The following is a 14,312-nucleotide window of genomic DNA, read 5'->3' as shown; positions in this document are numbered from 1 at the left end:
ATCCAGGCCTTACAAGCACGACAAAAGAACGTGCGCCTGTATTTAACGAAGAATCACGCGCGTTACTCGCAGTAGTTTCCACAGCGCCTGAATGAGGAACTTTTCATGCCAGCCATCACCCTGACCACGCTGCAAGGTCTCAAGCAAAAAGGTGAAAAAATCACCATGCTGACCTGCTATGACGCGACCTTCGCCCACGCCTGCAATCAGGCTGGCGTTGAAGTTTTGCTGGTGGGCGACTCCCTCGGCATGGTTTTGCAAGGTCACGACAGCACCCTGCCGGTCACGACCGCCGAAATGGCTTACCACGTGGCCGCGGTCAAACGCGGTAACACCGATGCGTTGATCCTCGCCGACCTGCCATTCATGGCCTATGCCACCACCGAACAGGCCATGACCAACAGCGCTCTGTTGATGCAGGCCGGCGCGCACATGATCAAGGTCGAAGGCGCGTTGTGGTTGGCGGATTCGATCCGTCTGCTCGCCGAACGCGGCATCCCGGTGTGCGCGCACATGGGCCTGACGCCACAATCGGTGAACATCCTCGGCGGCTACAAAGTCCAGGGTCGTAACGAAAACCAGGCGCGGCAGATGCGTGCCGATGCGATTTCGCTGGAACAGGCCGGCGCGGCAATGCTGCTGCTCGAGTGCGTTCCCAGCGAACTGGCCGAGGAAATCACCCAAGCGGTAAAGATTCCAGTGATCGGCATCGGCGCCGGCCATCGCACCGACGGTCAGGTACTGGTCCTGCACGACATGCTGGGCCTGTCCATGACCGGCCGCGTCCCCAAATTCGTGAAGAACTTCATGGCCGGCCAGGAGAGCATCCACGCAGCCTTGAGTGCCTACGTCACTGAAGTCAAAGCAGCAACTTTCCCCGGCATCGAACACGGATTCTCTGCATGAACACCGTAAAAACCGTACGCGAACTGCGAGCCGCCGTGGCTCGCGCCCGCAGCGAAGGCAAGCGCATCGCTTTCGTGCCGACCATGGGCAACCTGCACAGTGGTCATATCGCACTGGTGACCAAAGCCTCGCAACGAGCGGATTTCGTGGTCGCGAGCATTTTCGTCAACCCGTTGCAGTTCGGTGCCGGCGAAGACCTCGACAAGTACCCGCGCACCCTCGCCGCCGATCAGGAGAAACTGCTCCAGGCCGGCTGCCACTTGCTGTTCGCACCCACCGTTGAAGAGATGTACCCCGACGGCATGGCGGGCCAGACCCGCGTCAGCGTCCCACAACTGTCAGAAGGCCTGTGCGGCGCCAGCCGTCCGGGGCATTTCGAGGGCGTGGCGACAGTGGTCAGCAAGCTGTTCAACATGGTCCAGCCGGACCTGGCGATCTTCGGTCAGAAAGACTTCCAGCAACTGGCGGTGATTCGTGCGCTGGCCCATGACCTGAACATGCCGATCCAGATCATCGGCGAGCCGACCGTTCGTGCGGCCGACGGCCTGGCGCTGTCATCGCGCAACGGTTTCCTCAACGAAGACCAGCGGGCCGTTGCGCCGGTGGTGTATCGCACACTGAGCGAGATCGCCGAGTCGATCAAGCAGGGTGAACGCGATTATCCGACCCTGATCCGCGCACAACTGCAAAAGCTCGAAACGGCAGGCCTGCGTCCGGATTATCTGGAAATTCGCCATGCGTTGACCTTGCGTCCGGCAACGCCCGAGGACCGCGATCTGGTGATTCTGGTCGCGGCATTCCTGGGCACGACGCGGTTGATCGACAACCTGCACCTGAATCTCGACGCATAATTCCGAGCGCCTCCACTCCTGTGGGAGCGAGCTTGCTCGCGATAACGGACTGACATTCAACAGCTGTGTTGGCTGACAGTCAGGCATCGCGAGCAGGCCCCCTCCCACAGAGTTTCCGACTGCTCCGTCAATTGAATTCCAAGCTGTATTGTCGCCCCCAACGCCATCGGGCAAACTGCCCGCCGTTCGATTCCGACCCGGGAAACACTCATGCACGCCATCATGCTCAAAGCCAAGCTGCACCGCGCCGAAGTCACCCATGCCGTACTCGATTACGAAGGCTCCTGCGCCATCGACGGCGAATGGCTGGATTTGTCCGGCATTCGTGAGTACGAACAGATCCAGATTTACAACGTCGACAACGGCGAGCGCTTCACCACCTACGCCATCCGTGGCGAAGAAGGTTCGCGCATGATCTCGGTTAACGGTGCCGCCGCGCACAAGGCCAAGGTCGGCGATCGCGTGATCATCTGCGCTTACGCCCATTACAGCGAAGCCGAATTGCTCAATTTCAAGCCGCGCATGCTCTACATGGCACCGGGCAATGAACTGAGCCACACCAGCAACGCCGTTCCGGTTCAGGTCGCCTGATCGAACCCGCCATTCTCCACCCCGGACCCCTCTCTATTGTCCTCGCCTGCCGTACCGGTATAAAAAAGTACCGGTCGCAGGTCAGACAAAGCCAAGACAGATCAACCCGCGAGGTTTACTGTTACCGGTCTGCGCTATTTAATCGTGTGCACGCAGGCTGACCGGACTTCGTCCACAATGTGGCCGAGACATTCCGGGACTTTCAGTGTCATAAAAGCCGTTCAAGTAAAAAGGAAACCCGCAGCGATGGCGTACTACCGCACCCCTCATGACGTTACCGCTCTGCCTGCCTGGCAAGCGTTGAATGACCACCGCCAGGCCATGCAGGATTTCAGCATGCGCGAGGCCTTCAATGCCGACCCGCAGCGCTTTACCCAATTCACCCTCAGCAGCTGCGGCCTGTTTCTCGATTATTCGAAAAACCTGATCAACGCCGAGACCCGCAAGCTGCTGGTTGGCCTGGCCAACGAAGTCGACCTCAAGGGCGCGATCAAGTCGCTGTTCGACGGCGAAATCGTCAATGCCTCCGAAGGCCGCCCTGCCCTGCACACCGCCCTGCGTCGCCCGGTTGGCGACAAGCTGTCGGTCAACGGCGTCAACGTGATGCCGGAAGTGCACAAGGTGCTGAACCAGATCACTGACCTCGTCGGCCGCATCCACGACGGTCTGTGGCGCGGTTACACCGAAAAACCGATCACCGATGTGGTGAACATCGGCATCGGTGGCTCGTTCCTCGGCCCTGAACTGGTGTCAGAGGCACTGCTGGCCTACGCCCAGAAAGGCGTGCGTTGCCACTACCTTGCAAACATCGACGGCAGCGAGTTCCACGAACTGGCCATGAAATTGCGCGCCGAGACCACGCTGTTCATCGTCTCGTCGAAATCCTTCAACACCCTCGAAACCCTGAAAAACGCCCAGGCCGCCCGCGCCTGGTACCTGGCCCAGGGTGGTTCGGAAGCCGAGCTGCATCGTCACTTCATCGCGGTTTCAAGCAACAACGCTGCCGCCGTGGCCTTCGGTATCCGCGAAGAGAACATCTTCCCGATGTGGGACTGGGTGGGCGGGCGTTACTCGCTGTGGTCGGCCATTGGTCTGCCGATTGCCCTGGCCATCGGCATGTCGAACTTCAAGGAACTGCTGTCCGGTGCCTACACTATGGACCAGCACTTCCTGACCGCGCCGTTCGAACAGAACATGCCCGTGCTGCTGGCCTTGCTCGGCGTGTGGTATGGCAATTTCTGGGGTGCCCAGAGCCACGCGATCCTGCCGTACGACCACTACCTGCGCAACATCACCAAGCACTTGCAACAGCTGGACATGGAATCCAACGGCAAGAGCGTGCGCCAGGATGGCACCGCCGTTTCTACCGATACCGGGCCGGTGATCTGGGGCGGCGTGGGTTGCAACGGTCAGCACGCTTACCACCAGTTGCTGCACCAGGGCACCCAATTGATTCCGGCCGACTTCATTGTGCCGATCGTCAGCTTCAACCCGGTGGCCGACCACCACCAGTGGCTGTACGCCAACTGCCTGTCGCAAAGCCAGGCGCTGATGCTGGGCAAAACCCTCGCCGAGGCGCAAGCCGAGCTGCGTGACAAGGGCATGAGCGAAGCCGAAGTGCAACGACTCGCGCCACACAAAGTGATCCCGGGCAACCGTCCGAGCAACACCCTGGTGGTCGAGCGCATCAGCCCGCGCCGCCTCGGCGCACTGGTGGCGATGTACGAGCACAAGGTCTTTGTACAAAGCGTGATCTGGGGCATCAACGCCTTCGACCAGTGGGGCGTGGAGCTGGGCAAGGAGTTGGGCAAGGGCGTCTACAACCGTCTGGTTGGCAGCGAAGAAGCGCCGGCTGACGACGCGTCCACACAAGGCTTGATCAACTACTTCCGTGGTCGTCACCGCGGCTGATTTGACGCTATTCCTGCGTGTGGTACTAACCTTGTAGGAGCTGGCTTGCCAGCTTCTACGAGGGTCGCGCAGCTCCCCTCTTGTCGCAAAAACAAGAATGAGGAACCGTCATGTTCGATATCAGCACGTTTCCCAAGGCCGATGCCGTCCGCCGGGCTGCACAGTTGAGTCAGGACGAATACCATCGTCTTTACCGCGAATCCATTGAACACCCCAGTACCTTCTGGGCCGAACAGGCCAACCGTTTTCTCGACTGGAGCGCACCCTGGCAGACCGTCCAGCGCTATGACCTGAAAACCGGTGAGGCCAGTTGGTTTGCCGGCGGCCAGTTGAACGTCAGTTACAACTGCATCGACCGTCATCTGGAAAAGCGCGGCGATCAAACCGCGATTATCTGGGAAGGCGACGACCCCGCCGAATCCACACAGATCACCTACAAAAAATTGCATCACAACGTCTGTCGCCTGGCCAACGTGCTCAAAAGCCGTGGCGTAAAAAAAGGCGACCGGGTGTGCATCTACATGCCGATGATTCCCGAAGCGGCGTTCGCCATGCTCGCCTGTACCCGCATCGGCGCGGTGCACTCCGTCGTGTTCGGCGGTTTCTCCCCCGATTCATTGCGCGACCGGATTCTCGACGCCGACTGCCGCACCGTGATCACCGCCGATGAAGGCGTGCGCGGCGGCAAGTTCGTGCCACTCAAACAGAATGTCGACAAGGCGCTGCAAAGTTGCCCTGGCGTCAGCACAGTGATCGTGGTCGAGCGCACACAGAATCAGGTGAACTGGGTCGAAGGCCGGGATATCTGGTACCACCAGGCGTTGCGCGATGTCACGGACGACTGCCCACCCGAACCGATGGACGCCGAAGATCCACTGTTCATCCTCTACACCTCTGGCAGCACCGGCAAACCCAAGGGGGTGTTGCACACCACCGGTGGGTATCTGCTGCAAGCAGCGATGACCTTCAAATACGTGCTGGACTACCGCGATGGCGAAGTGTTCTGGTGCACCGCCGATGTCGGCTGGGTGACCGGACACAGCTACATCGTCTATGGCCCGCTGGCCAATGGCGCGACCACACTGATATTCGAAGGCGTGCCGAGCTACCCGAGCACTTCGCGCTTCTGGCAAGTGATCGATAAACACAAGGTCAACATCTTCTACACCGCCCCCACGGCCCTGCGCGCACTGATGCGTGAAGGCGCCGGGCCGTTGCAGGACACTTCGCGGGCAAGCCTCAGACTGCTGGGCAGCGTCGGTGAGCCGATCAACCCGGAAGCGTGGGAGTGGTACTTCCATGTGGTCGGCGAAGAGCGTTGCCCGATCGTCGACACCTGGTGGCAGACCGAAACCGGCGGCATCATGCTCAGCCCCTTGGTCAGCGCGCAACGGATCAAACCCGGCTGCGCCACCCAACCGATGTTCGGCGTGCAGCCGGTGCTGCTCGACGAGCACGGCAAGGAAATCAAAGGCGCCGGCAGCGGTGTCCTGGCCATAAAATCGAGTTGGCCAGCGCAGATCCGCAGCGTCTACCGCGACCCGCAACGAATGGTCGACACCTACTTCAAGCCCTACCCCGGCTATTACTTCACCGGTGACGGCGCACGCCGCGACGAAGATGGCGACTATTGGATTACCGGGCGAATTGACGACGTGATCAACGTTTCCGGGCATCGTATCGGCACCGCCGAGGTGGAAAGCGCGTTGGTGCTGCACGACAGCATTGCCGAGGCCGCGGTGGTCGGTTATCCCCATGACGTCAAGGGCCAAGGCATCTATGCCTTCGTCACCCCCATGGACGGCATTACGCCTGACGAAGAACTGAGAAAGGAATTACTGGCCCATGTCAGCAAGGAAATCGGCAGCTTCGCCAAGCCGGACCTGATTCAGTGGGCGCCAGCCTTGCCGAAAACCCGTTCGGGCAAGATCATGCGGCGTATCCTGCGCAAGATCGCCTGCAACGAACTGGACAGCCTGGGGGATACCTCGACCCTGGCCGACCCAAGCGTAGTGCAGGGCTTGATCGACAAACGCCTGAACCCATAACGAACCTTTGTAGGAGCAAGCTCGCTCCTACAGAAACTTACTGAGCCCCCATGGAATTCATCCGCAGCCGTATCGAAAGCCAAATCATGAGCCTGACCGGTCTGTCCCTGGGCAAGCTCGACCTGGAAAACCCCAAAGGCGATCCGGGCCTGTTCGGGCCTGACTCGGTGAGTTGGCAGGTTCACGGCGACTTCAGCAGCATGCTCATCGGCGGTATTAGCGCCCTGATGCTGCAAGCCTTGCATCCGCTGGCACTGGCCGGAGTGTGGGACCATTCGAATTTTCGCGAGGACATGCTCGGTCGCCTGCGCCGCACCGGACAGTTTATTTCCGGCACCACCTTCGGTTCGCGACAGGACGCTGACTGGCTGATCGAGAAGGTCCGCACCATTCATCTGCAAGTGACCGGCACGGCGCCCGATGGGCGCCCCTATGCCGCCAGCGACCCCGACCTGCTGACCTGGGTGCATGTGGCCGAAGTCAGCAACTTCCTCGCCGCGCACCTGCGCTATCGCAACCCGCACCTTTCTCCAGCCGATCAGGATAGCTACTACGCTGAAATCGCCCTGGTCGCCGAACGCCTGGGGGCCCGCGATGTGCCCCGTTCCCGGCGGGCCGTGGCCGAGTATCTGGAGCAAATCCGCCCGCAACTGTTGTGCGACGAACGCAGTCGCGAAGTCTTGCGGCTGCTCTTGAACGCCCCCTCTCCCAGCCGTTTGGCCAAGCCTTTCGGGGGGATGATGATGCAGGCCGGGATCGATCTGCTACCGGACTGGGCCAGTGACCTGCTCGGCGTCAGCCAGAGCCCGTTGCAACGCAAGCTGATCCGCGCCAGCGTCAATCGCAGCGCACCGATGCTGCGTTGGGCGGTGCGCAATGGCTCGGTGCAACGTGCCAAGCGACGGATGGGGTTATTGACCTGATGCTCAGAGCTGCAAGCCGCAAGCTGCAAGCTGCAAGCCGCAAACTTGAAGCTTGAAGCTTGAAGCTTCAACCTCAGTAACTGCTAAACTCCCGCGCCAAATTCTCTCCTGCAAGGCGCCCAGCATGTCTTCCTTGAATCAGGCGCTGCGCGCCGCCCTTGAACATCGCCAGGACCTGCTGGCCGAACTGCACCAGCAAGGCACCGACTGCTATCGCCTGTTCCATGGCAGCCAGGAAGGCGCCGGGGGCCTGACGATTGACCGCTACGGCCCGCAACTGTTGGTGCAAAGCTTCCACCAGTCGCTGGAACGCGAGGCGCTGCTGCAACTGCATGAAATCGTCAGCCAGCATCTGGGCCTCGACTTGCTGCTGGTCTACAACGACCGCTCCCGTGGCAACTCGCGTATCGATCGCGAAGACACCGTCTACCGCGCCGACGAAGCGGCCCTGCAAGATCTGGTCGGCCACGAGTGGGGGCTCAATTACCGGGTCCGCGGACGCCACGCCGGGCAAGACCCTTTGCTGTTCCTCGACTTGCGCAACACGCGCGGCTGGGTCAAGGACCACAGCAAAAACAAAAGTGTGCTGAACCTGTTCGCCTACACCTGTGGGGTCGGCCTCAGTGCCGCGGCCGGTGGCGCCAGCGAGGTGTGCAACCTGGACTTCGCCGAAGGCAATCTAGCAGTCGGTCGTGAAAATGGCCTGCTCAACCCGCAATTGCCGACCATGACGTTCATTCAGTCCGATTACTTCCCGGCCATCCGCCAATTGGCCGGCCTGCCGATCAGCCAGCGACGCGGGCAGAAACTGCCAAGCTATCAGCGCCTGGAACAGCGCCAATATGATCTGGTACTGCTCGATCCACCGGCCTGGGCCAAGAGTGCTTTCGGCACCGTCGACCTGCTGCGCGACTACCAGAGCCTGCTCAAACCCGCCCTGTTGACCACCGCCGACAATGGCGTGCTGATCTGCTGCAACAACCTGGCAAAAGTCAGCATGGACGACTGGCGTGAACAGGTTTTACGTTGTGCCGAGAAAGCCGGGCGGCCGGTGCGAGAGTGGACGGTGATGAAACCCGGGGCCGATTTCCCGTCGATGGATCAGCAACCGCCACTGAAAACCCTGATCCTGCAGCTTTGATCCGTGTCAGACAAATCTGAAAAATCCTGAGCAGGCTGTTTGCTTCGGAACCGGAATCGCGTGCCATACTCCAAGGCACTCCGATTCAGACAGATGAAGCCACACATGTACAAAGGATTGATTCGCGCCATTGGCGCCTTGTTGACTGCTCTGGCGCTCTACAGTCTGCTGGGGTTTCTGATTTTACCGGGCATCGCCCTGCGTATTGCCAACCAACAACTGGCCAACTACGCCACGATGCCCGCCACTCTCCAGCGGATCGAACTCAACCCGTTCAGCCTTGAAGTGACACTTTGGGGCTTGAGTATCGGCGAGCCCGGCAAGGAGCAGATCGGCTTCGAACGCCTGTACGCCAACCTGCAACTCGATAGCCTCTGGACCAAGACGCTGCATCTGTCCGATATCGAACTGGAAAAATCCAAGACCGAGATCCTCTTCGGCAAGGACGGCAAACTCAACCTGCTCGGGTTGTTCAAACTGCCACAGAGCGAACCGACGCCCGCCGATCCCGATGCAAAACCGTTCCCGCTACGCATAGACCGGATCAATCTGGCCGGTGGTGTCGTGCACTTCAAGGATGAGCGCCCCAGCGAACCCATCGAATTTATCTACGACAAACTCGATTTCGAGCTGAAAAACCTCAGTACCCGGCCCGAAGACAGTGCCGACATGACATTGGTCGCCATCGGCCCGGGCGGCGGGCAGGTCGACTGGACGGGTAACTTCAGCCTGATCCCGATTGCCTCCGAAGGTAAGCTGAAAATCACTGACGGCAAGATGAAATCCTTCTGGCCCTACGTGCGCGACGCAGTGCCCCTGGACCTGGAAAGCGGTGTGGTCAATATCAGCACCGACTACAAACTCAACCTGTCCAAGCAGACCGAGTTGCTGCTGAGCAATGTCGCGGTCAGCGTTGCGCCCTTCTCCATCAAGGCGCCGGATGGACGGCCACTGGTGAAGCTTGAGCGACTGGACATCAGCGATACCACCGTGGACCTGGCCAAACAGCAGGTGGTGGTCGGCAAGATCCGCAGCCGTAAACTGGAAACCTGGGCGGCACTGGAGGCTGATGGCCAACTCGATTGGCAGAAGCTGTTCGCCAGCCAGCCATCCAAACCCGCCGCCAAGGCCAAGGCCGAACCGGCCAGCACGCCGGCATCAGCCGATTCACCCAAGCCCGCCCCTGCTCCAGCGAGCAAACCGTGGCAGGTCCTGCTCAACGACGTGCAACTGCGTGACTATCAGGTGCATCTGGCCGACCGCAAGGCACAACCCGCCGTCGCGCTGGAATTGGGACCATTGAATCTCGACCTTCAGAAGTTCGACAGTCTCAATGGCTCGCCTTTTACGCTCAAACTCGATACTGGCGTAGGCAAACAAGGCAAGCTTTTGGCAGACGGGGAGGTCAATCTGGCCCCGATCAGCGCCAGACTCAATGTCCAGACCAAGGACATCGACCTGCGGGTCGCCCAGTCCTACATCACGCCATTCATACGCCTGGAACTGCGCAGCGGCATGCTCGGCAGCGATCTGGCGGTCAACCTGAAAAGCACCGAACCCTTGGCCTTCAGCGTAACCGGGCGCGCCCAGGTTGATCAGCTGCATACGCTCGACACCCTGAAAACCCGCGACTTTCTCAAATGGCAGCAGGTCATGGTCGAAGGCCTGAACTATCAACACGGTGATAGCCTCTCGATCGACAGAATCAACCTGATGCAGCCCTATGTGCGATTCATGATCAACGATGACCGCACCACCAACATCGATGATCTGCTGATCCCGCAACCGGCCGATTCCGGCGCCAGGACTGCTGCCGCCAAACCCGCCGCCAGCAAGGACAAGCCACTGGGTATTCATATCGGCGGGATTGCCATCAATGACGGTTCGGCCAATTTCGCCGACTTCAGCCTGACACCAAACTTTGCAACCGCCGTTCAACAACTCAACGGGCAAATCGGCACCATCGACAGCCGCCAGGCCAAACCCGCCAGTGTCGACGTCAAGGGCAAGGTCGACCGCTATGCACCGGTGACCATCAAGGGAGCGGTCAATCCGTTCGACCCGATGGCCAGCCTCGACATCGCCACCAGTTTCAAACGCGTGGAACTGACCACGCTGACGCCCTACTCCGGCAAGTTCGCCGGTTACCGTATCCGCAAGGGCCGACTCAATCTTGACCTGCATTACCTGATCACCAAAGGCCAGCTAAAAGCCGAGAACAAAGTGGTGGTCGAACAACTGCAACTGGGCGAAAAAGTCGACAGCCCCGACGCCGTGAGCCTGCCGCTGAAACTGGCGATTGCCTTGCTCAAGGACGTCGACGGCAAGATTTCTATCGAACTGCCGGTCACCGGCGACCTCAATAATCCGCAGTTCAGCGTCATGCCGATCGTCTGGCAGACCTTGCGCAACCTGATCGTGAAAGCGGCGGCGGCTCCCTTCAAACTGATTGGCGGGCTGGTCAGCGGCGGTGGCTCGGAAGACCTGGGTAGTGTGTCTTTTGCACCTGGCTCAAGCGACCTGGGCAAGGACGCTGAAGCGGCGTTGGTCAAATTATCCAACGCGCTCAAGGAGCGTCCGGCCCTGCGTCTGGAGATCGAAGGCACGGCGGCGCAAAGCAGCGACGGCCCATTGATCGCCGAACAACGCCTGGAACGGGAATACCAGTACAACTACTACAAAATGCTCCAGCGCCGCGGCGACAAAGTGCCCGCCCAGGCTTCGATGCTGGTGGTGCCGGACAACGAGAAGGGCCCGCTGCTGGAAGGGATCTACCGCACCCGCCTGAAGACCCAGCCACCCGCCGAATGGAAGGATCTGGGCAAGGAGGAACGCACGGCGAAGATGCGCGCCGACGTGATCAAGTTCTGGAGTACCAGCGACGTGCTATTGCGTCAGCTGGGGCAGGATCGCGCCAGCAGCATCAAGGATTATCTGGTCGACAAGGGTCAACTCGCCGATGACCGCGTGTACTTTATCGATGCCCAACTGGGCGAAGCGGAAAAGGACGGCAAGGTCGTTACACCACTGCATCTGGACGCCGAGTGAAGCAAAGACAACGCTAGAACCGATCTCCCGTTCGTTTGCGACGCCACAATAGAACAGGCCCCGACACGAGTGCCGGGGCCTGTAATGGCCACATCCGTATGGCCGTTCGCATGAACTCCTCAGAGGCGACAGGCGTATAGCTCGGCCCGCCTGCCGCGCCTTCTCCCAGTCCAGGCGAGAAGTCGTGCCTTATTCGGCTTTCAGGCCGTCAGCGGAGACCGCTTTGACGCCTTTGATTTTTTTGGTGATCGCCACGGCAGTGGCTTTCTGAGCGTCAGTCACCGCAACGGTGGATGACAGAGACACGACACCCTTATTGGTTTCAACTTTGATGTCGGTGCCAGGGATGCCTTTTTCGGTGAGCAGGTCACTTTTGACTTTGGTCGTAATCCAGGTATCGGAAGTAGCTTCCTCGGCTTTGGTCATCTCACCGGCCGCCAGCATCATGGGTGCCTGGGTGGCTTGAGTCTGTGCAAATGCAGCATTGGCCATGGTCAGGGTCAGCGCGGTAACAGTGGCGGCAGCGATAGCGAACTTCTTCATACGAGTAACTCCTGTTTTTCTGGAAAGTCTGCTGGATTTCTTTTCAGCAGGGTTACCAGAGAGAGTGCGAACGCTATGCCAACTTTGAAACAGACAATAAACTGATATAAATCAATCACTTATAAAATTTGCCATATTCCGGAATCATGCAAAATGCATGACTTTGAAAATCTCTACATGCAAGTTGCGGGTTTTGCCGCAGGCCTAAGGCCATGAATTAACGCGGTTTTTCTTCAAGCCTCATTTGCTGTGAAGCCGGACACAAAAATACCCCGCGAACGGCGGGGTATTGGCAATCAGCTCATGGATCAGACTTTCGGGGCAACGCCCGTGCAACCTTTGGGCGCGTAGTCCTGATCGACTGTGGTGGCGCACGTCCACCCCGTCAGCGTTCGCGACAAGGTGATGGTCTTATTCAGCACGGGGCCCGGTGCATTCACAAGGGTGCAGACAATAGTGCCAGCACCCTCCGCAGCGTTACCGGTCGCTGTCATTGTGCAGTTAGAGGTGACCGGTGTCCCGGTTACCTTAGCCAGATCCGGATCGTCGCCTTGATTGATGACGTCTTCGAACGGCACCTTCAAGGCCGAAATCTCAGCCAGCCCCGCCGTCACTTTGGCCCGCGCCTGGTATTTGGAGTACGCAGGAATGGCGAACGTCGCCAGAATCCCGATGATTGCGACCACTATCAGTAGCTCGATCAGGGTAAAGCCTCTTTGTTTGTGCATTGACAGCCTCCGTGCATGAGTCGAAATCTCATGATCTAAAGCTGTCGCAGCACAGCCCATGCCAGGCCCCGCGCGCCCTGTTGGCGGGGTGCGCGACCGCCACAACACCCTTTCCTACCCCCAGAATCCGCACTATCTGACAGTTTTTGTCACCTCCTCCTTGGCGGCTTGGTCCCGCCGTTTGACTAGGCTATGAGTCGTGTGTCCGGCACTCCGAGGCATGGCATCGCCTCCAACAGCCAGGCCAAACAATGGGCCCTGAGCGGCGCAGACTCCCCGCGGGGCCCAGCCAATGAGAGGTATCTGCGAGGAACACATCGGCATATCCACGATCTATGAGCCCGGGGGTGCCAACACTGCATCCCCAGCCTTGAAGAATTCAACCAGGTCACCAAGGACAGAACATGGCGGTCAAAGCAGCAAAAATCAGCGTATATGCCTGGGAAGGCACTGATCGCCAAGGCACCCGAATAACCGGCGAGCTGAGCGGACATAACCCGGCACTGATCAAGGCGCAATTACGCAAGCAAGGCATCACCCCCGGCAAGGTTCGCAAGAAAACCCCCTCGCTGCTCAACCTGGGCAACCACATCAAGGCCCGGGACATTGCCCTGTTCACCCGGCAAATGGCAACCATGATGAAAGCCGGGGTGCCGCTACTGCAGTCGTTCGACATCATCGGCGAAGGCTTCGATAACCCGGCCATGCGCACGTTGGTGGACGAGGTGAAACAGGACGTCGCGGCGGGCAACAGCTTTGCCGCGGCCCTGCGCAAAAAGCCCCGGTATTTCGATGAGCTGTACTGCAATCTGGTGGACGCCGGCGAACAGGCCGGGGCGCTGGATACGCTGCTGGAACGGGTGGCGACTTATAAGGAAAAGAGCGAAAGCCTCAAGGCCAAGATCAAGAAAGCCATGACCTACCCGCTGGTGGTGGTGTTCGTCGCGATCATCGTCACCGGGATTCTTCTGGTCAAAGTGGTGCCGCAATTCCAGTCGGTATTCCAGGGATTCGGAGCCGAGTTACCCGCTTTCACTGTGATGGTCATTGGCTTGTCGCGGTTCATGCAGGACACGTGGTGGATGATGCTCGGGGTGCTGATCGCAGGGTCGTTCGCCATGCGCCATGCCTTCAGGACGTCCCAGGCTTTTCGCGACCGAATGGACACCGGGTTGTTGAAACTGCCGCTGGTGGGCACCTTGATGTACAAATCCGCCGTGGCCCGTTTCGCCCGTACGCTGGCGACCACGTTCGCCGCCGGTGTGCCGCTGGTGGAAGCTCTTGAGTCAGTGGCGGGCGCGACCGGCAACATTGTGTTCAAGCGCGCAGTGCAGCGGATCAAGCAGGATGTTTCGACGGGTATGCAGCTGAATTTCGCCATGCGCACTTCGGGCATCTTTCCGAACATGGCCATCCAGATGACCGCCATTGGCGAGGAGTCCGGCGCGCTGGACGGCATGCTCGACAAGGTCGCGGGTTTCTACGAAGACGAAGTCGATAACATGGTCGATAATCTGACCAGCCTGATGGAACCGTTCATCATGGTGGTGCTGGGTGTTATCGTCGGTGGCCTGGTCGTCGCGATGTACCTGCCCATCTTCCAACTAGGCTCAGCGATCTGA

11 protein-coding genes are annotated in these 14,312 nt (G+C 59.5%); 9 read left to right on the top strand and 2 right to left on the bottom strand.

Translation table 11 applies throughout. The annotated features are described in order from the left end of the window. Positions 1-105 precede the first annotated feature (105 nt). The 8 genes from panB to BLV61_RS19670 all read left to right on the top strand — a co-directional run bounded on the left by panB (position 106) and on the right by BLV61_RS19670 (position 11,419). Positions 106-906 (top strand): 3-methyl-2-oxobutanoate hydroxymethyltransferase, encoded by an 801-nt coding sequence (gene panB / locus BLV61_RS19705; RefSeq protein WP_090467009.1) that lies wholly within the window; start codon positions 106-108, stop codon positions 904-906. Next, positions 903-1,757: a pantoate--beta-alanine ligase gene (gene panC, locus BLV61_RS19700; RefSeq protein ID WP_047533340.1), complete on the top strand. Its 855-nt coding sequence runs from the start codon at positions 903-905 to the stop codon at positions 1,755-1,757. Before panB ends, panC begins: the two co-directional genes overlap by 4 nt. A 210-nt stretch (positions 1,758-1,967) precedes the next feature. Next, positions 1,968-2,348 (top strand): aspartate 1-decarboxylase, encoded by a 381-nt coding sequence (gene panD, locus BLV61_RS19695; protein ID WP_090467006.1) that lies wholly within the window; start codon positions 1,968-1,970, stop codon positions 2,346-2,348. A 246-nt stretch (positions 2,349-2,594) separates the two neighbouring features. After that, positions 2,595-4,259: a glucose-6-phosphate isomerase gene (gene pgi / locus BLV61_RS19690; RefSeq protein WP_047533342.1), complete on the top strand. Its 1,665-nt coding sequence runs from the start codon at positions 2,595-2,597 to the stop codon at positions 4,257-4,259. 110 nt (positions 4,260-4,369) lie between these two features. Next, a complete protein-coding gene (gene acs / locus BLV61_RS19685; RefSeq protein ID WP_047533345.1) occupies positions 4,370-6,307 on the top strand; it encodes an acetate--CoA ligase in 1,938 nt (645 codons plus the stop codon). Between the two features lie 50 nt (positions 6,308-6,357). After that, entirely contained in the window at positions 6,358-7,230 is an 873-nt protein-coding gene (locus BLV61_RS19680) for an oxygenase MpaB family protein (protein WP_047533348.1), read from the top strand. Between the two features lie 124 nt (positions 7,231-7,354). Next, positions 7,355-8,371 carry a class I SAM-dependent rRNA methyltransferase gene (locus BLV61_RS19675; protein ID WP_047533351.1) on the top strand — a complete coding sequence of 339 codons (1,017 nt, stop codon included), beginning with the start codon at positions 7,355-7,357 and terminating at the stop codon, positions 8,369-8,371. A 93-nt stretch (positions 8,372-8,464) separates the two neighbouring features. Continuing rightward, on the top strand, positions 8,465-11,419 hold the full coding sequence (locus BLV61_RS19670) for a DUF748 domain-containing protein (RefSeq protein WP_090467003.1): 2,955 nt from the start codon (positions 8,465-8,467) through the stop codon (positions 11,417-11,419). 189 nt (positions 11,420-11,608) lie between these two features. Here the strand turns inward: BLV61_RS19670 and BLV61_RS19665 are convergent, their stop codons facing one another. Continuing rightward, positions 11,609-11,962 carry a BON domain-containing protein gene (locus BLV61_RS19665; protein WP_047533355.1) on the bottom strand — a complete coding sequence of 118 codons (354 nt, stop codon included), beginning with the start codon at positions 11,960-11,962 and terminating at the stop codon, positions 11,609-11,611. Between the two features lie 308 nt (positions 11,963-12,270). Beyond that, entirely contained in the window at positions 12,271-12,690 is a 420-nt protein-coding gene (locus BLV61_RS19660) for a pilin (RefSeq protein WP_047533357.1), read from the bottom strand. Positions 12,691-13,094: 404 nt separating this feature from the next. Here BLV61_RS19660 and BLV61_RS19655 point away from each other — a divergent pair, with 404 nt between their 5' ends. Next, positions 13,095-14,312, top strand: coding sequence for a type II secretion system F family protein (locus tag BLV61_RS19655; RefSeq protein ID WP_090467000.1), 1,218 nt, complete (start codon positions 13,095-13,097; stop codon positions 14,310-14,312).

The organism is Pseudomonas mohnii, assembly GCF_900105115.1.
In the GTDB taxonomy this organism is placed as follows: domain Bacteria; phylum Pseudomonadota; class Gammaproteobacteria; order Pseudomonadales; family Pseudomonadaceae; genus Aquipseudomonas; species Aquipseudomonas mohnii.
Note: the sequence above shows the minus strand (reverse complement) of the source record. Positions and strands in the feature narration are given on the sequence as shown.